The sequence below is a fragment of the Phycicoccus sp. Root101 genome (genome assembly GCF_001426245.1).
Lineage (GTDB): Bacteria > Actinomycetota > Actinomycetes > Actinomycetales > Dermatophilaceae > Pedococcus.
The window spans coordinates 198,388-215,587 of sequence record NZ_LMCM01000010.1 but is presented as its reverse complement, the minus strand read 5'-3'; the positions used below and the strand labels follow the sequence as shown (position 1 = coordinate 215,587).

Genomic DNA, 17,200 nt, shown 5'->3' with positions numbered 1-17,200 from the left:
CATCCGTGGCGCGCACCCCCCTTATCGGCAGCCCCGCGCCATACCTGAGGGGCTTTGGGTGCCCACGTCCGGAAAGGGACGCAGGCGGCGGAACGGACCGGCGGGGTATGGCGCCGGGCCGGCCACTGGCCCGGCGGTGGGCACGACGACCCTCCCGACCCCGGGCACGACGACGGGCGGTGGGGCGCGGCTCTCCCGCACCCCACCGCCCGCGGTGGGTGGTCCAGCGCCAGGCTCAGCGCTTGAGGTTGACCAGGTCCTGGAGGATCTCGTCGGAGGCGGAGATGACGCGGGAGTTCGCCTGGAAGCCGCGCTGCGCGACCACGAGGTTGGTGAACTCCTGGGCCAGGTCGACGTTGCTCATCTCGAGGACGCCGCTGTTGAGCTGGCCGCGACCGCCGGTGCCGGCGACGCCGACCTGGGCCTGGCCGGAGTTGGCGCTGCCGCGGTACATCGAGTCCCCGGCCTTCTCGAGGCCACCGGGGTTGGCGAAGTTCGCGATCGCGACCTGGCCGAGCTTCTCGGTGAGGCCGTTGGAGAAGACGCCCACGAGGATGCCGCTGGTGTCCATCGTGAAGCTCTGCAGCTGGCCCATGGTCGAGCCGTCCTGGGTGCGGGCGGTGGCCGAGCTGGAGCCGGCGAACTGCGTCAGCGGCGTCGCGTCGCCACCGATGCTCATCGTGACGTCGCCGGGGAAGGTGTAGCCCGCGGTCGCCATGGCGGCGCGGCCGAGGGTCATGGTGTCGGTGTTGAACTTCTGGGTGGTCTGGTTCCACGTGAGGTTCGTCGTGCCGACGGTGACCGGGCCGCCGTTGGCGCCGGGGACGGTCGTCGTCGCGGTCCAGGCGTTCGTGCCGGTCTTGGTGTACGTCGTCGAGGCGGGGATGGTCCGGCCCTGGGCGTCGAAGATGTCGATGCTGTGGGTGACGCTGGCGCCGTTGGCCGCGTCGGACGGCAGGTTGCCACCGATGTCGATGGTGCCCGTGGCCGTCGGCGCGAGGACCTGGCCGAACGGCAGCTTGAGACCGCTCGTCGAGGCGTTGGTGTTGATGACGCCGTTGGCGGCGGGCCAGCCCTGGACGGTGGCGCCCTCCGGCGTGGTCAGGTTGCCCAGCGAGTCGAACGAGAACGACCCGGCGCGGGTGTACATCGCCTGGCCGTCCTTCTGGACGACGAAGAAGCCGTCGCCCTGGATGGCCATGTCGCCCTGGCGGCCGGTCACCTGGGTGCTGCCCTGGCTGAAGTTCGTGGCGATGCCGGCGACCCGCACACCGAGGCCGACCTGGGCCGCGTTCGTGCCGCCGCCACCCTGGGAGGCGCCACCGGCGTTGCGCACGGCCTGGCTCAGGGTGTCCTCGAAGACCGTCTGGCCGGACTTGTAGCCCGTGGTGTTGACGTTGGCGATGTTGTTGCCGATGACGTCCATCATCGTCTGGTGGCTGCGCAGACCGGAGACGGCGGAGAAGAGGGAGCGAAGCATGGGTCAGTCCTTTGCGGTGGTGGGGGCGGAAGACGTGGACGAGGTGGCGGTGCCGACCTCGGTGACGGTGCTGAGCGGCACCTCGGTGTGGTTGACGATGAGCTTCGGCCCGGCAGCGGTGAGCTTGACCGAGTCGACGGTGCCGGTGGCAGTGGCACTGCCCACGGAGTAGGTGACGCGCTGGCCCACGAGGGTCAGGGCGTTGAGGCTGTTCTGGCCGGCGATGACGGCGGCGTTCTGGGCCACGAGCTCGTGGAGGGTCTCGACCATCTGCATCTGCGCGGTCTGCGCCATGAAGGCGGCGCTGTCCACGGGCTTGCTCGGGTCCTGGTACTTCAGCTGGGCGACGAGCAGCTTGAGGAACGCGTCGCCGGTCATCTCGTTGCCGGTCGACGTCTTCGAGGTTCCCTGGGTCGCCGCGGCCGCGTTGGCGGCAGCCTGGGCGTTGAACGCCGCGGCCGTGGCCGCGGGGTTCGAACCGATCGGGGTCGTCATGGACGGGCTCACATTCTGACGTCGAGGGCGACGTCGTGGGACAGGGAGCGGGTGGGGCTCGGGCTCGGCAGGGGGGTGTCGGCGGTGGTCGTGCGGTGGCGCGGTATGGCGCCGTGCCCGGTCCGCGGCGCGTGGCCACCGCTGGTGCCGGCACCCGCCCCGGCCTGGCCGAACAGGTCGGAGGGTCCGGACTGGACGTCCATCTCCGCCGTCCGCAGGCCGGACTGCTCGAGCTGCGCCCGCAGCTCCGGCAGCCCCTGTCGCAGCGTCTCCCGGGTGGCGGCGTCGGCGGCGATGAGGTGCAGGGCCACCTCTCCCCCACTGAGCGAGAGCTGGACCCGGACCTTGCCGAGGTTCTCGGGCTCGAGGTGCACGGTGACGCGGTGCGTCCCGTCCGGACCGGTCAGCAGGGGCGACACCGCGCTGAGCACCTGCGCCTGCGGGGGCAGCGGCACCACGGGGTTGGCTGCCGGGGCCGTCGCTGCGGGGGACGCAGCGGTGGTGCCCGTGGCGGGTGCGGCCGGTGCGGTCGCCGACGCCGACGCCGCCGCAGCGGCAGCGGCTGCGGCCGTGGAGGTGAGTCCCGAGGTGACCGTCGCCGCGGCGAGGGCCGGGGCGACGCCCGCCGTGACCGGCACGGTGGCAGCGTCGACGGGCGTGACCTGGCCTTTCGGCGCCCCCCCCGTCACCGAGGTGTCCGTGCCGGCGTCGGCGCGTGACGAGGCGACGCCACCGAGGGATGCCGGGCGGCCGTGCACGAGGGTCGGGACGGGGCCCTCGGACTGGCCGGAACCCTGCTGACCGGCGCCGCCCTGCCCGGTCCCGGACTGGGTGCCACCGGACTGGGCTCCACCGGGCTGTGCTCCACCGGGCTGGCCGCCCTCGGGTCGAGCCGCGACCTGGTCGGCGTCGGTCGTGCCCGCAGCCGGGGTCCCTGCCGCCACGTCACCGGCACCGGTGGGGAGGGCGTCGGTGGCAGCGGTCGCCTCGGCCTGGGTCGCCGCGGCGACGGCGGACGTGCCGTCGGGGGCACCCGGCGTCGAGGCGCTCGGGGTGGACGTGGCGGACGAGGTCGCACCCGCCGCGACGACCGTCGCCTCGCCCCCGGTCGTCGGGGTACCGACGGCCGTCGTCGTGCCGGGCTCGGGGGCGTGGTCTGCGTCGGAGGACGGCTGCGACGCGCAGGCGACGAAGTCCCCTGCGCCCTTCGACGAGCTCGCGGAGGGGTCCTTGCCGTGGACGGGCCCGGCCGGGGACTCGTCCCGGGTCGGCCGCTCGAACCGCGCGGGGTGGCCGGGACGGATCGGGTGGTGCGGGTGGTCGGTGCGGTCCGTGCGGTCCGACTGGATCGGACGGTCCGGGCGCTCGAACACCGAGTCAGGAGTGGGGCGCTGGCTGCGCTCGCTCACGGTGGAACGGCCACGGGGGTCCGCTGGGTCGACCCGGTCGCGGGCGTGGACACCGCGACCGGAGTCGAGCTGGGAGCGGATGGCCACCTCGAAGCCCGCACCGTCGTCGGCGTTGCGGCCGCCGACCGGTGCGGTGGCGGGGGTCGCCGGGGCGACGGGGAACATCTCGACGCGGGTCACGCGGCACCTCCCATGTAGCCGATCACGCGTTGCACGTACTGCTGGGTCTCCCGGTAGGGCGGCACACCGCCGTACCGCTGCACGGCACCGGGGCCGGCGTTGTAGGCGGCGACCGCCAGCGAGGTGGACCCGAAGGTGTCGAGGTGCCTGGCGAGCAGGCGCGCCGCACCGTCGATGGCCTGCGCCGGGTTGCGCGGGTCGACCCCGAGGCCCCGGGCGGTGGCGGGCATCAGCTGCATGAGGCCCACCGCACCGGCGGGGCTGACGGCGTTCGGGTTGAAGCCGCTCTCGGCCTTGGCGACCGACGTGAGCAGGGCGACCGGGACGTCATACCGCTGGGCGGCGCTGGCGAACAGGCTCTTGAGCTGGGCCGGCACACCGGCCGGGCCACCCGTGCCACCCACGGCGGCGGAGGACGGGTCGGCCGGCGCCGCGATGCGCCGGATGGCCGTGGGGGTGCGGTAGACGTCCTGGATCTTGACGTCCTGGCCGGCCCGCGGGGCCACGACCATCTTGCCGTCGCCGACGTAGATGCCGATGTGGTCGACGGGGCTGCCGAAGGCGACGAGGTCCCCGGGCCGCGCGTCGGCGAGGTCCGGCACGGCCGTCCCCATCCGCGCCTGGTCGGCGGCGACACGGGGCAGGGTCACGCCCACGTCGGCGTACGCCCGCTGCACCAGGCCGGAGCAGTCGAGGCCCTTCGCCGGGTCGGTGCCGCCCCACACGTAGGGGACGCCGAGGTACTTCTTCGCGGCGTCCACCGCCCGGGCACCGAGGTCGCCACCGGTGCTCGAGGGATTCGAGATCGACTGCGCCTGAAGGGCCTTGACCTGGTCGAGGGCGCTACCTAGCACGTCGTCGAAGGACGTCGCGGTCGACCCGGAGGTGGCGGTCGTGGCGGTGGCGGACGTCGCCGAGGTGCTCGTGGTCGCGGTCGGGGCCGCGACGGTGAACCGGCTCTGGATGGCAGCGATCCGCGCGAGCGCGCCCGCGGGGCCGACGGTGTCGATGCTCATGAGAGGCCTCGCTTCAGCGCGCCGGCGCTCTCCTCGGCAGCCCGCTGGTCTGCGGCCAGCAGCCCGCGGAGGGCGATGAAGTCCTCACGCTCGACGAGGCGCTCGAGACCCGAGGTGCGGGTCATCGCCTCGGTGAGCAGCGCCCGCGCACGGTCGCTCTCGCCGACGGCCAGCTCGTGCCGGCTCGTGGTGACGGCGACCTGCTCGGCGCGGCCACTGGCCAGGGCGCGGGCAGCGACGAACGCCGCGGCACCGAGCACCTGGGGGGCCTGCGTGACGTCGGTGTAGCGCTCGAGGGCAGCGTCCGCGTGGCCTTGGGCCACGGCAGCGTCGGCGAGAGCCCGGGAGAGATCGGCCTGACGGCGCTCCTCCTGGATCTTGCGCACCTTCAGCACGACGGCGAGGCGGTCACGACGGGCGGTCACATCGCACCTGCCAGCTGGTGCAGGGCCGACCAGCTCTCACCGAGGTCGGCGACGTCGTCGAGGTCCTGGCGCAGGAACAGGTCGATGGGGGCGGAGAACTGCAGGGCACGGTCGACCAGCGGGTTGCTCCCGGCGACGTAGGCGCCGATCTCGACCAGGTCCTTGGCGTCGCGACGGGCCGCCAACAGCTGGCGCAGGGACGACGCAGCCGCCCGCTGCGGCCCGTCGGTGAGGGCACGGGTGGTCCGCGAGACCGACTCGAGGACGTCGATGCAGGGGAAGTGGCCCGAGGTCGCCAGCCGGCGGTCGAGGACGATGTGGCCGTCCAGGATCGAGCGGACGGAGTCGGCGATGGGGTCGTTCATGTCGTCGCCCTCGACGAGCACCGTGTAGAGGCCGGTGATGCTGCCGGAGTGGGAGGTGCCGGCACGCTCGAGCAGGCGCGGCAGCAGGCCGAACACCGACGGCGGGTAGCCGCGCGTGGCCGGTGGCTCACCCGCGGCGAGGCCCACCTCGCGCTGCGCCATGGCCACGCGGGTGACGCTGTCCATGCAGAGCAGGACGTCCTGGCCCTGGTCGCGGAACCACTCGGCGATGCGGGTGGCGGTGAAGGCGGCGTGCAGGCGCACCAGCGCAGGCTCGTCGGACGTCGCCACGACGACGACCGCCCGCGCGAGGCCCTCGGGGCCGAGGTCGTGCTCGACGAACTCGCGCACCTCGCGACCGCGCTCACCGACCAGGGCGAGCACGCAGACCGGGGCCTCGGTGCCGCGGACCATCATCGAGAGCAGGCTGGACTTGCCGACGCCCGACCCGGCGAAGATGCCCATGCGCTGGCCACGACCGCACGGCACGAGGGTGTCGATGGCACGGATGCCGAGGCCGAGCTGGGTGTCGATCCGGTCGCGGGTCATCGCCGGCGGGGGCGTGCCGTCCGAGGTCTCCCACGTCACGTCGGACAGGGCCGGGCCGCCGTCGATGGGCCGGCCGAGGGCGTCGACCACGCGGCCGATGAGGCCGGCCCCGACCGGGACCCGGAGGGGGCCACCGGTGGAGGCGACGGCGGCGCCGCGGCGGACACCGCGCAGGTCGGAGACGGGCAGGCAGCGCGCGGCGTCGCCGTCGAGCGCGACGACCTCGGCGAGGATCGGGCCCTGGTCGCCCAGGACCTCGACCGCCTCACCCACGGCGACGTCGAGACCGGAGACCTCGATGCCCACACCGAGGGCACGGGTGACCCGCCCGGTCACGCGGGGCCGGGCGGCACGCAGCAGGTCGTCGAGCACGGGGCTCACGAGGACAGCACCTCCCGGACCCGGGCGAGTGCCGTGCCCAGCTGGGCGTCGATGGTGCGGTCGCCGATGTCGACGAGGCAGCCACCGCGCTCGACGGAGGCGTCCGGGACGACGTGCACGGCGCAGCCGGGCACGAGGTCCGCGAGGGAGTCGGGGGTCAGCTCGGTGTCGTCGGGGTGGACGTGCACCGTCACGTCGGAGCCCCGCGGGATGCCGACGAGGGCGCGCTCGACCGCGTCGCGGGCGGCGCAGTCGTCGACGCGCAGGTGGTGGCCCACCAGGGCCTCGGCGATCTCGACCGCCATCGGCACGGCGACCGCATACACGTCAGCCACGGTCGCGGACGCGGTCGCATCGGCGACGGCGGCCCGCAGGGCGTCGAGCTCGGCGGCGAACCGGCGGTCGCGCTCGGCCCGGGCGGCCTGCTCGCGGGCCGCGGCCTGCTCGACCCAGAGCTCCTGCTCGCGGGCTGCCGCGAGCAGGCCCTCCTGGTACCCGGCGTCGTGCCCCTCCTCGAACTGCTGGGACGACACGGAGCCGGCTCCCACGACACCCGAGGCGTGGCTGAGCTGGCGGGTCGAGAACAGGGCGGGACGCACCCCGGCCGTGGCGGAGCTGCGCAGCAGCACCGTCGCGGGACGCAGGTCAGAGGACGAGGTCATCGCCGCCACCCCCGCGCGAGACGATGATGTCGCCGGACTCCTCGAGGGAGCGGATCAGGCGGATGATGACGGCCTGCGCCTCCTCGACCTGCTTGAGCCGGACCGGGCCCATGACCTCGATCTCCTCGACGAGGCCGGCGCCCGCACGCTCGGACATGTTGCGCGTGATCTTGTCCCGCACCTCGGTCGAGACACCCTTCAGGGCCAGGGCCAGCTGCTTGGTGTCGACCTGGCGCAGCACGGCCTGGACCGCCCGGTCGTCGAGGTTGACGATGTCCTCGAACATGAACATCTGTGCCCGGACCTCTTCGGCGAGCTCGGGGTCGCGCTGCTCGAGGCCCTCGAGGATGAGCCGCTCGGTCGAGCGCTCGGAGCTGTTGATGATGCCGACGAGCGGGCCGAGGCCCCCGACCGACGTGTAGTCCGAGCTCTGCACGAGGTTGGCCAGGCGGTGCTCGAGGTGGCTCTCGACCTGCCGCACGATCTCGGGTGCGGTGCGGTCCATGACGGCGAGGCGGTGCGCGACGTCGGCCTGCATCTCCTCCGGGAGACCGCTGAGCAGGATGGCGGCCTGGTCGGTGGCCATGTGGGCGAGCACGAGCGAGATGGTCTGCGGGTGCTCGTCCTGCAGGTACGTCAGCAGCAGGCGGGCGTCGACGCGGCGCAGGAACGCGAACGGCGTCTGCGAGAGGGAGGTGTTGAGGCGGGACAGGACGTCCTTGGCGCGCTCGGGGCCGAGGGTCTTGACGAGCATCTCCTCGGCCAGCTCGATGCCACCCTGGACGTAGTACTCCTGGGCGCGGACCATCGAGGTGAACTCGCCGAGCACGACGTCCTGCGTGTGCAGGTCGGCGCCGTCGAGCCGGGCGATCTCGGCCGTGAGGGCCTCGACCTCGCTGGGGCGCAGCGAACGCAGGACGTGCGCGGAGTCCTCGCTGCCGAGCTGCACCAGGAGCACGGCCGCCTTGCGGAGCCCGGTGAGCTCCGTCGTCATCACGGTCATCAGCTGCCGTCCGCGATCCAGCCGCGCAGGAGGCGGGCCACGTCGTCGGGGCGCTCGCGCGCCAGGGTGCCGATGGTCTCGCGGGACTGCGCACGCAGCTCGCCGGCGCTCTCGCGGTGCGGTGCTGCCGAGCGCGACTCCGCCTGCTCCAGCAGGGCGTCGACGGGCGCCGGTCCGGTCGGGACCCGGTACACCTCGATCTCCTGCGGGGCGGCCGGCCCGCCACGGCGACGCGAGCGCAGGAGGCCGATGACGAGGGCGAGCAGGATGAGGACGCCGAGCCCGACGGTCTTGCCCAGGCTGATCATGTCGGCGCGCTTCTTGTCGGCGGCCGCCGCGTCGAGCTCCTTCTTGGCCGTGGCCGCGGCCGTGGTGTCGAAGGCCATCTGGCTGACCTGGACGACGTCGCCGCGCTTGGGGTCGAGGCCGGCCGCGGCCGAGACCAGCGAGCTCAGCTGCGTCTGGTCGACCGAGCCCGCCGACTTGGCGTCGAGCAGGACCGCGACGCTCAGCCGCTGGATCTTGCCGGGCGCCGTGGTCGTCTGCTCCTTGAGGGTGCCGACCGCGTTCGTCTGGGTCGAGTCCTCCTTGACGTAGTTGTTCTTGCCGGAGCCCGTGGTCCCGGTGCCGACGTTGTCGGGGCCGAGGACCCCACCGACCGGGGCGCCACCGGCGCCGTTGTAGGTCTCCTTGCTCTTGGTCTGCGTGAGCGTGGTGTTCGGCTTGGTCGGGACGTACTCCTGGCGGTCGATCGTCTGCTGGTCGAAGTTGAGCTGGGCGTCGACCCGGACGACGGCCTTGCCGGGGCCGACGACCTTGTCGAGCATCGACTGCACCGCGGCGGCAGTGGCGTCGGACACGGCGATCTGCTGGGACTGGCGGGCGTCGGCGCCGGCCGACCCGCCACCGTTCTCACCGGCGGCGTTGAGCACCTTGCCGCTGGCGTCGGCGACGGTCACCTGGGCGGGGTCGAGCTTGGCCACGGATCCTGCGACCAGGTGGACGATCGAGTCGACCATCGTCGACGAGAGGTTGGTGCCGGGCGCGGTCTTGACCAGCACCGAACCGGTGGGCTTGGCGGCGTCGGTGGTGAACACGTCGTCCTGCGGGACGGCGAGGTGCACGACCGCGGCCTGCACGCCCTCGATCGACTCGATGGTCTTGGAGAGCTCGCCCTCGAGGGCGCGCTGGTAGGTGACCTTCTGCTGGAAGTCGCTGCTCGTCATGCTCTGCTTGTCCAGCAGCGAGTAGCCCTGCGAGTTCGAGTCGCCGGCCGGCAGCCCCTCGCCCGACAGGGTGATGCGGGTCTGGTAGACGTCGGCCTGCGGGACCATGACGGTCTGGCCGCCGTCGGCGAGCTGGTACGGCTCGCCCGAGTCCGTGAGCTTGGCGGTGATCGCGGCGGCGTCGGCCGAGCTGAGGCCGGTGAACACCGGTGCGTAGCTGGGCTTGGACACCCACGAGACGAACATGACGCCACCGACGACGACGGCGAGCGCCGCCACGGCCGTGACGACGCGCTGCCCCGGCGTGAAGCCGCCGAACAACCTGTTGAACCGGCCCAGGAGGGCCTTCGGGTCGAAGCCGTTCACATCGGCATCCTCATGATCTCGGTGAACGCCTCGACGGCCTTGTTGCGCACGGCGACGGTCAGCTGGGTGGCGACGGCGGCCTCATTGGCGGCGATCGTGTACTGGTGCACGTCCTGGAGCTGACCGGTGACCGCCTGGACGGCCATCTTGTCGCTCGTCTGGTGCAGGGACTGGAGCTTCTCGAGGCCCTGTTCGAGGGCGTTGCTGAAGCCGGCCGGGTTCGCCGCCGCGGTGGGAGCGGTGGCGGTGACCGGCGGCAGGGCGCCGATCGAGGAGATGGGAGGGATGACCATGGTCAGCGGCCCAGCCCGATGGCCTGCTGGTAGGCGGCCTGCGCACGCTCGACCACGGCGAGGTTCGCCTGGTAGCCGCGCTGGGCCATGATCAGCTGGGTCATCTGGTCGGACATGTCGATGTCGGGGAGCTTGACGTAGCCGTCGGCGTCGGCGAGCGGGTGGCCGGGCTGGTAGACCATGCGGCCCTCCGCGCTGCCGAACTCGACACCGGCGACCTGGACGCCCTCGGGCTTGCCGTACCCGTCGGCCTGGGCCACGACGTAGCGCGCCTGGAAGGCGTTGCCGCTGGTCGGGCGGACGGTGTTGATGTTGGCGATGTTGTCCGACACCGCGTCCATCCACTTGCGGTGCAGGACGAGGCCCGACCCGGCGATGTTCATCGCACCGAACAGGCCCATCAGGCGCTCCCCATCGCGATGCGCATGCGCTGGAAGTGGTCGGTCATGGCCTGGACGCCCAGCTGGTAGGTCAGCCCGGTCTCGGCACCGGCGAGGGTCTCCTCGTCGAGGTTGACGTTGTTGCCGTTCTCACGGGTGGGCTCGAGCGAACGCGCCGAGGTCGGAGCGGCAGATGCGGGGTCGGAGCCGTTGCTGAGCGCGGAGATCAGGCTGCTCTCGAAGTCGACCTTGCCGGCCAGGAAGCGGGGGGTGTCGACGTTCGCGATGTTGTCGGCGATGGTGCGCTGACGCAGGGACAGGCCGTTCAGCGCCTGCCCGAGGGCGCGCATCGTGGTGTCGCCAATCGGGTCGATCATGGCTCTCCTGGAGGGCGTTCGCCGCGCGTGGGGGCGCGTGACAAGGACACGTCGTGGTGTTGCCACACGTCCTTGGCGGCGATGGCCATCCATGGCCAGTCCCCACATCGGCACCGCCCCCGTCGACCTGAGCGCGAAACGCCGTCAGGGACGAAGATCAACCGTTCGGCCCATCTCGGGCACGACGGCCGGAGGAGAAGGGGGCAAACAGCCGCAGTGCCGCGGCGTTCCCGCTAGTGCGTCCTCGGCAGGTCGGCGTCCAGCGGGTCGGAGAACGCACCGGCCGGCACCCGGCCGCAGCGGTATGGCGCCGGGCCCGGTCAGGGGCGCGCGGGCACCATACGGGTCAGCGCAGGAAGTCCATCAGGGAGGGCTGAACGACCTTGGCCGCCGCACCGAGGGCCGCCTGGTAGGCGGTCTGCTGGAGGGTGAGGTCGGTGATCGTCTTGGCCAGGTCGATGCCCTCGACGCTGGCGAGCTTCGCGGCGACCGCGTCGGAGCGGACCTCGCCGTTGGCCTGGACGGTGAGCAGGCGGTTGGTCCGGGCACCCACGGTGGTCTGCGTCGAGCGCAGCGCCTCCGAGGCGGTGTCGAGGTCGTCGAGCGCGGCGTCCATCGCGGTGGGGTCGCCGCTGCGCAGGGCGTTGCTGATGCGCTCGAGGACACCGGCGCCACCGGCCGCCGAGGGGTCGTGGAGCAAGGTCGTGAAGGCCTGGTCGCCGGTGACGCTGACGGCCAGGGTGCCCGACCCGGAGTCGGGGGACACGGTGCGCTTCACCGTGGCGGTGTTGCCCGAGTAGGCCCCGGTCGCGGGGTCGAAGGCGGTGGCGGTGTCCTGGGTGCCGGCGAAGACGGGACGCCCGAGGTACTGCGTGTTGGCCATCCCGAGGACGGCCTCCCGCAGCTGGTCGACCTCTGTTGCCATGGCGCGCCTCTCGTCGGGGCCGTTCGTGCTGTTGCTGCCCGCGAGCACGAGCGAGCGGATCCGGGTGAGGACCGTGTTGGTCTGGCTGAGCGCCTGGTCGGAGGTGTTGAGCCAGGCCATGCCGTCGTCGATGTTGCGGGCCAGCTGGTCGGACTGCTTGCGCTCCGCCCGCAGCTGCATGGCCGCCACGGTGTCGACCGGCGAGTCCGACGGGCGGCTCAGCCGACGACCCGAGGAGAGCTGCTCCTGGGTCTGCTGCAACCGGCTCAGGCTGCTCTGCAGCCCGGCCATCACGCCACTGTTCAAGGTGGCAGGCGTGACGCGGGTCATGTCGGGTCTCCGGTGCTCTCGTGGCTCGTGGTCGGGTGGGTGGTCGGGTGGGCCGTGCTGTCGATAGACCTATCGGTCAGCGAGCCATGTTCATGAGGGAATCCATGGCCTGGTCGATCACGCTGACGAAGCGGGCAGCCGCCTCGTAGGCGTGCTGGTACGACATGAGGTTGGTCATCTCCTCGTCGAGGCTGACGCTGGAGACGCCCAGGCGCGCCGCGTCGACCTGGCGCAGCATGACGCCCTGGACGTCGGCCTGCCGGGACGCGCTCGCCGACTGCACGCCGAGCTCGACGATGAGGCCGCGGTAGGTGGCGTCCGGACCGGTGGGGTCGTTGAGGTGGCCGGCCATGGCGGACGCGTTGTCGCCGTCGTAGGCCGGTGGGGCCGCCTTCGAGGCCGCGATGCCGTTGGTCGCCGTCATGGAGACGGTGAGCGTGGCCGCGGTGGTGCCGCTGAAGATCGGCGCCCCGGGGGCCCCGTTGCGGTCGTACCCCGCCGCCTGCTGGGCGTTGACGGTGGTCGCCAGCTTGGCGGCGATCGAGTCGAGCGCCGAGACGTAGCCGGGGATGGTCGTGGTGAGCGCCGTCGTCAGGGCCTGGACGTCGCCGCCGGTGACCGTCGCCGGTGTGCCGCTGGCGGCCCACGAGACCTGGACCTGACCGGACTGGCCCGGCAGGGTGGGACCGTCGACCCGCAGCTCGGTCGCGCGTGAGCCGCTGACGAGCTGGCTCCCTCCCACGGTCACGCTGACGGTGCCGTCGTCGTTGAGCCGGCCGACCGCGCCGATGCTCTCCCCCAGCTGGAGGACGAGCTGGTCGCGCTGGTCGGAGAGCTCGCTCGTGGAGGCGCCGGACACCTTCGCGCTGCGGATGGCGTCGTTGAGGCGGGCCACGTCGCTCGCCGTGCGGTTGACCTCGGAGATGGTGACGGTCAGGGCCTCGCGCGTGCCGGACCACTGCTGGCCCAGCTGCTGGCTGGTGCGCCCGAGGGTCGCCGCGAGCTGCTTGGCCTCCTCGAGCACCTGGGTGCGCGGGGCCGTGCTCGTCGGGTCGTTGGCCAGGTCGTGCCACGAGCTCCAGAAGCTGGCCATCTGGGCCTGCAGGCCGGTGTCGCTCGGCTCGCCGAAGATCCCCTCGACGGACTTCAGGGTCGCCGCGCTGGAGGTGAGCGACGACGCACTGCCGCGCACCTGCTGCGCCCGGGCCTCGAGGAACTCGTCACGGATGCGCTCCGTGCCCCGGACCATCACGCCGTCGCCGAAGGCGGTGGAGCGCGAGTACATCGCGGGAACGGGCGAACCTCCCGCCGCGACCTGGTCCAGTCGCTGGCGGGAGTAGCCGGCCGTGTTGACGTTGCTGATGTTCTGGCCGGAGACCTCGAGGCCGCGCTGGGCCGCTTGGAGCGCCCGGGCGCCGATGCCGAGACTGCTGAAGCCGGACATCAGGCCCTCGCGTCCACGTAGGCCGGCTGCCACTGGCGCCGGACCGGACGGTCGGCCCGCTCGGGGCGGTCGGCCCGCTCGGTGGCCGCGAGCTCCAGCTCACGACGGGTGGCGGCCATCGCGTCCACGACCCGGTCGGTCAGGGCGGACATGCGGTCCTGCAGGGTGCGGGCACGGTCGACGAGCTCGGCGGGCAGGCCGGCGGCCACGACGGGCACCGGGAGGGCCCGGAACTCCTCGAGGCGGCCTTCCTCCACGAGGCGCTCGCCCTCGTCCACCGCAGCCTCGAGCTGGGCCAGGGCGACGACCCAGCGCACGGCCCAGGAGTCGGCGCTCATGCCGGGTCCGGGGCGAGCGCGGCCTCGGCGAACGCGTCGCGCAGCGGCTCGACGACCTCGAGGCACTCGGTGACGAAGGTCGCGTCCTTGGTGACGTTGGCACGCACCAGCCGGTCGGTCAGGTAGTCGTAGAGCGCCTTGAGCTGCGTGCCCTCGGGCCACAGGTCCAGGTCGAGGGAGCCGGACAGCTCGGCGACGATGTCCTGCGCGTGCAGCAGGTTCCGGTGGGCCACCTCGATGTCGCCGGCGGCGACGGCCGTGAAGGCGGTGTTGAGGTCCTTGAGCAGCCGGTCGTAGAGCATGACGACGAGGCGGTTCGGAGAGGCGGTGGTGACTGCGTCGCCGTGGTAGCGGCGCCGCAGCATCGCGGAGGTGGTCACGGTAGGGCTCCTAGTTCTTTCCACTGTTCGGGGTGGGCAGCGATGCCAGCTGCCCGGTGAGCCACTCGCTCTGCGCCTTGAGGCTGCCGAGCATGGTCTCGAGGGCGGCGTACTGGCGCTGCAACGTCTGCTGCCGCAGGGTCATGCGGCTCTCGAAGCTGGCGATCTGGTCCGTGTAGTCCTTGACCTTGTCCTGCTCGAGGTTGATCTGGCCGGTGACGTACCCGCTGATCGGGTCCGCCGCGGCCTTGGCCGTGTCGGAAAGCCGGGTGGCCAGGGCGGTCATCGTCTTCTCCACCGCGGCGGGGTCCTTGGTGTATGCCGCGAGGAAGGCGTCCTTGTCGAAGGCGATCTTGCCGTCGCGCCCCACCTCGACGCCCGCCATGGACGGCAGGTCCGAGGACGTGCCGATCGCGGAGTTCGCGATCCGCTGCGCCAGGTCCCGCACGAGCGAGCTGCCGAGGAGGGGGCCGCCGGTCTTGGTGTCCGCGTCGTAGGACGACTTGTCGGCGATGTACCCCAGGGCGGAGTTGGCCGCGGAGACCAGCGCGTCCATCTTGTTGGCGATGCCCGCGGTGTCCGAGGTCACCGTGAGCGTCACCGACGTGGTGGGGTCGGCCTTCGCCGCCGTGATCGTCACGCCGGGCAGCAGGCCCGACACCGTCGTGGTCGACGAGGTCACGTCGAACGCGCCCGGACCGGTACCCACGCGCAGCAGGGTGTCGGAGCCGGCCGTCAGCTCCACCGAGCCGCCGAGGCCGGAGAGCCCCGGGGGGAAGGCTCCCTCCCCCAGCGAGACGTCGGAGCTGGAACCCGTCGTGAGCGAGGTCAGCTGCAGCCGGTAGGCGTTGGCGGAGACCTGGACGGCGGTGGCGCGGACGCCCGCGCCGGCGCCGTTGATCGAGGAGACCACCTGGGTGAGGGACGCCCCGTTGCCGACCTCCACGACGGTGGCGCTGGCGGTGCCGGCACGGAGCCCACCCGAGAGGGTGAAGACCATGCTGTCGCCGTTCGCGCCGCCCAGGGTGACCTGGCTGCCACGGGTGAGGCTGGCGACCGTGGTCGCCACCCCGTCGAGGGAGACGACGGCGTCGGTGCCCGTCGCCACCGTGCTCGTGTCGGCGAGGCCGAGGGCCGCGTTGGCCGAGGCGAGCCGCAGGGAGGCGGCCGACCCCTCGTGCCCGGTGGCCAGGCGCAGGGCACCGTCGGGGCCAGCACTGGCGGTCAGGGTCCCGCCAGAGGCACGGCCGATCTCGGCCGCGAGCTGGTCACGCGTGTAGGTGCCCTGCGCCAGGGTGATGGACGTGGGGGTTCCGTCCACCTCGACCGAGAGGGTGCTGGACCCGGCGTCGATCGTGACGGTGTCCGCGAGCGGCGAGCCCGTGAGGGCGGCGCCGGCGGAGGACTGGGTGACGGCCAGGGTGTGAGCGCCCTTGGCGAGCTGCGCCCCGGAGGCGATCGACGCCATACCGAGTGCCGCGGTGCCCTTGCCGAGCAGCACCGGGCCGTTGGTCACGGCGCTGGACAGCGAACCGACCGAACCCGAGGAGATCGAGGCACCGGCGGTGGCGACGCTGCGGACCGTGAACGTGGCGGTCCCGGTCTGGGCGTTCGGCCCGACCGCCGCGGTGGCCAGGGCAGGGGACGAGGAGGCCGCGGTGGCCAGGGTCCAGGCCGACGCCTTGGTGATGGAGTCGGGGATCATCGCCTTGGCTGCGGTCTGCAGGCCGGTGAGGGTGGCGTTGAGCGCCTGGAGGACCGTCGCCATGGTCTGGCTCTCGGTCTTGCCCTTGGTCAGGTAGCTGCCCGAGGCGCGCTCCACGCTCATCAGCTGGCTGATGATCTGGGTGGTGTTCAGTCCGGAGACGAGTCCGTCGATCGAGGCCACGGTGTCGCCTCCTTCCTATCGCCAGGGATGCTGTGCGGGCCCGGAACCGAGGTCTCCCCCGGTCCCGGGCCACGTCACGGACTCAGCCGAGCAGCTTGAGGACCGACTGCGGAGCGGAGTTCGCCTGGGCGAGCATCGAGACGCCGGCCTGCTGCAGGATCTGCGACCGGGTGAAGGACGTCATCTCCTTGGCCATGTCGGTGTCGCGGATGCGGGACTCGGCGGCGGACGCGTTCTCGGCGGCGACGCTGAGGCTGTTGATCGTGTGCTGCAGGCGGTTCTGCACGGCACCGAGGTCGGCACGCTGGCCGGACACGAGGCCCAGGGCGCTGTCGATCGCGGACAGGGCCGAGTCGGCACCCGACTGCGTCGACACGTCGACACCCTTGCTGATGGAGAACGAGCCCGAGGTGCCACCGGAGAGGACCGTCTTGTCGAACGTGACCACGGCGCCGCCGTTGTCCGCGTTGAACGTGACTGCCTTGGTCGTGTCGTCGTAGGCACCGATGACCGTGCCGGCGGAGTCCTTGACCTTGCCGGTGTCGACCGTGAACGAGCCCTGCACCGGGGTGCCGCTGGTCAGGGTGCCGACGGCGCCCGTGGCGGACGAGGCCTTGGTGGTGTTGCCGAGGCCGAGGGTGGTGGTGTCCGTCTTGGTGATCGACACGGTCAGGTTCTGGCCCGAGTTGGCGCCGACCTGGAACTTGCCGTTGAAGGTGCCGTCCAGCAGGTTCTTGCCGTTGAACTGGGTCGACCCGGAGATGCGGTCGAGCTCACCGGTGAGCTGGGTGACCTCCTTCTGGATGGCCGCGCGGTCCTCGGTGCTGTTCGTGTCGTTGGCACTCTGGACAGCGAGCTGACGCATGCGCTGCAGGATGGAGTGCGTCTCGTTGAGGGCACCTTCAGCGGTCTGGATGAGGCTGATGCCGTCCTGGGCGTTCGCGGTGGCCTGGTTGAGGCCGTTGGTCTGGGCGCGCAGCTTCTCGCTGATCGCCAGGCCGGCAGCGTCGTCCGCGGCCTTGTTGATGCGCAGGCCCGAGGACAGGCGCTCGAGGCTGGTGGACATCGCGTTCTGGGTGGAGCTGAGGTTCCGGTACGCGTTCATCGCCGAAACGTTGGTGTTGATCTGAAGACCCATGATGGTTTCCTCTTCCTTGAATGGGGTCGCGGGCCGTCATCCGTGACGAGCCCGTTTGTCGCTTCCTCAGTGGACCGACACCAGCCTCATCGGCCGGCGACTGACGCACTTGAGGAATTTGCCGAGAAGTTTTCCCGGCAGGTCCTGTGG

18 protein-coding genes are annotated in these 17,200 nt (G+C 72.1%); all 18 read right to left on the bottom strand.

Annotated features, from left to right (window positions below):
• Positions 1–235: 235 nt before the first annotated feature.
• The 18 genes from ASC58_RS17940 to ASC58_RS17855 all read right to left on the bottom strand — a co-directional run bounded on the left by ASC58_RS17940 (position 236) and on the right by ASC58_RS17855 (position 17,050).
• Positions 236–1,480: a flagellar hook protein FlgE gene (locus ASC58_RS17940; RefSeq protein ID WP_056920249.1), complete on the bottom strand. Its 1,245-nt coding sequence runs from the start codon at positions 1,478–1,480 to the stop codon at positions 236–238.
• 3 nt (positions 1,481–1,483) lie between these two features.
• On the bottom strand, positions 1,484–1,975 hold the full coding sequence (locus ASC58_RS17935; protein WP_056915843.1) for a flagellar hook assembly protein FlgD: 492 nt from the start codon (positions 1,973–1,975) through the stop codon (positions 1,484–1,486).
• An 8-nt stretch (positions 1,976–1,983) separates the two neighbouring features.
• Positions 1,984–3,564 (bottom strand): flagellar hook-length control protein FliK, encoded by a 1,581-nt coding sequence (locus tag ASC58_RS17930; protein WP_056920248.1) that lies wholly within the window; start codon positions 3,562–3,564, stop codon positions 1,984–1,986.
• The gene (locus ASC58_RS17925) at positions 3,561–4,580 is read right to left on the bottom strand and encodes a transglycosylase SLT domain-containing protein (RefSeq protein WP_056920247.1); all 1,020 of its coding nucleotides are present in this window, start codon (positions 4,578–4,580) and stop codon (positions 3,561–3,563) included. Before ASC58_RS17925 ends, ASC58_RS17930 begins: the two co-directional genes overlap by 4 nt.
• On the bottom strand, positions 4,577–5,005 hold the full coding sequence (locus ASC58_RS17920; protein WP_056920246.1) for a hypothetical protein: 429 nt from the start codon (positions 5,003–5,005) through the stop codon (positions 4,577–4,579). Before ASC58_RS17920 ends, ASC58_RS17925 begins: the two co-directional genes overlap by 4 nt.
• Positions 5,002–6,300 carry a FliI/YscN family ATPase gene (locus ASC58_RS17915; protein WP_056920245.1) on the bottom strand — a complete coding sequence of 433 codons (1,299 nt, stop codon included), beginning with the start codon at positions 6,298–6,300 and terminating at the stop codon, positions 5,002–5,004. The genes ASC58_RS17920 and ASC58_RS17915 overlap by 4 nt, the downstream gene beginning before the upstream one ends.
• A complete protein-coding gene (locus ASC58_RS17910; protein WP_056920244.1) occupies positions 6,297–6,962 on the bottom strand; it encodes a FliH/SctL family protein in 666 nt (221 codons plus the stop codon). The genes ASC58_RS17915 and ASC58_RS17910 overlap by 4 nt, the downstream gene beginning before the upstream one ends.
• On the bottom strand, positions 6,946–7,965 hold the full coding sequence (gene fliG, locus ASC58_RS17905) for a flagellar motor switch protein FliG (RefSeq protein ID WP_056920243.1): 1,020 nt from the start codon (positions 7,963–7,965) through the stop codon (positions 6,946–6,948). The genes ASC58_RS17910 and fliG overlap by 17 nt, the downstream gene beginning before the upstream one ends.
• Entirely contained in the window at positions 7,965–9,557 is a 1,593-nt protein-coding gene (fliF, locus tag ASC58_RS17900) for a flagellar basal-body MS-ring/collar protein FliF (protein ID WP_056920242.1), read from the bottom strand. The genes fliG and fliF overlap by 1 nt, the downstream gene beginning before the upstream one ends.
• Complete coding sequence (gene fliE / locus ASC58_RS17895; protein ID WP_056915851.1) at positions 9,554–9,850, bottom strand: flagellar hook-basal body complex protein FliE; 297 nt, start codon at positions 9,848–9,850, stop codon at positions 9,554–9,556. Before fliE ends, fliF begins: the two co-directional genes overlap by 4 nt.
• Positions 9,851–9,852: 2 nt before the next feature.
• Positions 9,853–10,251 carry a flagellar basal body rod protein FlgC gene (gene flgC, locus ASC58_RS17890; protein WP_056915852.1) on the bottom strand — a complete coding sequence of 133 codons (399 nt, stop codon included), beginning with the start codon at positions 10,249–10,251 and terminating at the stop codon, positions 9,853–9,855.
• Positions 10,251–10,607: a flagellar basal body protein gene (locus ASC58_RS17885; RefSeq protein ID WP_056915853.1), complete on the bottom strand. Its 357-nt coding sequence runs from the start codon at positions 10,605–10,607 to the stop codon at positions 10,251–10,253. The genes flgC and ASC58_RS17885 overlap by 1 nt, the downstream gene beginning before the upstream one ends.
• Before the next feature lie 346 nt (positions 10,608–10,953).
• On the bottom strand, positions 10,954–11,862 hold the full coding sequence (gene flgL, locus ASC58_RS17880; protein WP_056920241.1) for a flagellar hook-associated protein FlgL: 909 nt from the start codon (positions 11,860–11,862) through the stop codon (positions 10,954–10,956).
• A gap of 76 nt (positions 11,863–11,938) precedes the next feature.
• Positions 11,939–13,306: a flagellar hook-associated protein FlgK gene (gene flgK, locus ASC58_RS17875; protein WP_056920240.1), complete on the bottom strand. Its 1,368-nt coding sequence runs from the start codon at positions 13,304–13,306 to the stop codon at positions 11,939–11,941.
• Entirely contained in the window at positions 13,306–13,644 is a 339-nt protein-coding gene (locus ASC58_RS17870) for a hypothetical protein (RefSeq protein ID WP_056915856.1), read from the bottom strand. Before ASC58_RS17870 ends, flgK begins: the two co-directional genes overlap by 1 nt.
• The gene (gene fliS / locus ASC58_RS17865; protein ID WP_200947867.1) at positions 13,641–14,024 is read right to left on the bottom strand and encodes a flagellar export chaperone FliS; all 384 of its coding nucleotides are present in this window, start codon (positions 14,022–14,024) and stop codon (positions 13,641–13,643) included. The genes ASC58_RS17870 and fliS overlap by 4 nt, the downstream gene beginning before the upstream one ends.
• A gap of 10 nt (positions 14,025–14,034) precedes the next feature.
• A complete protein-coding gene (gene fliD / locus ASC58_RS17860) occupies positions 14,035–15,912 on the bottom strand; it encodes a flagellar filament capping protein FliD (protein WP_056920239.1) in 1,878 nt (625 codons plus the stop codon).
• Positions 15,913–15,994: 82 nt separating this feature from the next.
• Positions 15,995–17,050 carry a flagellin gene (locus ASC58_RS17855; protein WP_056915858.1) on the bottom strand — a complete coding sequence of 352 codons (1,056 nt, stop codon included), beginning with the start codon at positions 17,048–17,050 and terminating at the stop codon, positions 15,995–15,997.
• Between the last annotated feature and the right edge of the window lie 150 nt (positions 17,051–17,200).

Excerpts from the sequence above, each read along its gene's own strand:
- ASC58_RS17940 (WP_056920249.1), bottom strand. The coding sequence starts at position 1,480 with ATGCTTCGCTCCCTCTTCTCCGCCGTCTCCGGTCTGCGCAGCCACCAG.
- ASC58_RS17870 (WP_056915856.1), bottom strand. The coding sequence starts at position 13,644 with ATGAGCGCCGACTCCTGGGCCGTGCGCTGGGTCGTCGCCCTGGCCCAG.
- flgL (WP_056920241.1), bottom strand. The coding sequence starts at position 11,862 with ATGACCCGCGTCACGCCTGCCACCTTGAACAGTGGCGTGATGGCCGGG.
- flgC (WP_056915852.1), bottom strand. The coding sequence starts at position 10,251 with ATGGGCCTGTTCGGTGCGATGAACATCGCCGGGTCGGGCCTCGTCCTG.
- flgK (WP_056920240.1), bottom strand. The coding sequence starts at position 13,306 with ATGTCCGGCTTCAGCAGTCTCGGCATCGGCGCCCGGGCGCTCCAAGCG.
- ASC58_RS17910 (WP_056920244.1), bottom strand. The coding sequence starts at position 6,962 with ATGACCTCGTCCTCTGACCTGCGTCCCGCGACGGTGCTGCTGCGCAGC.
- ASC58_RS17935 (WP_056915843.1), bottom strand. The coding sequence starts at position 1,975 with ATGACGACCCCGATCGGTTCGAACCCCGCGGCCACGGCCGCGGCGTTC.
- ASC58_RS17885 (WP_056915853.1), bottom strand. The coding sequence starts at position 10,607 with ATGATCGACCCGATTGGCGACACCACGATGCGCGCCCTCGGGCAGGCG.
- fliE (WP_056915851.1), bottom strand. The coding sequence starts at position 9,850 with ATGGTCATCCCTCCCATCTCCTCGATCGGCGCCCTGCCGCCGGTCACC.
- fliG (WP_056920243.1), bottom strand. The coding sequence starts at position 7,965 with ATGACCGTGATGACGACGGAGCTCACCGGGCTCCGCAAGGCGGCCGTG.
- ASC58_RS17855 (WP_056915858.1), bottom strand. The coding sequence starts at position 17,050 with ATGGGTCTTCAGATCAACACCAACGTTTCGGCGATGAACGCGTACCGG.
- ASC58_RS17925 (WP_056920247.1), bottom strand. The coding sequence starts at position 4,580 with ATGAGCATCGACACCGTCGGCCCCGCGGGCGCGCTCGCGCGGATCGCT.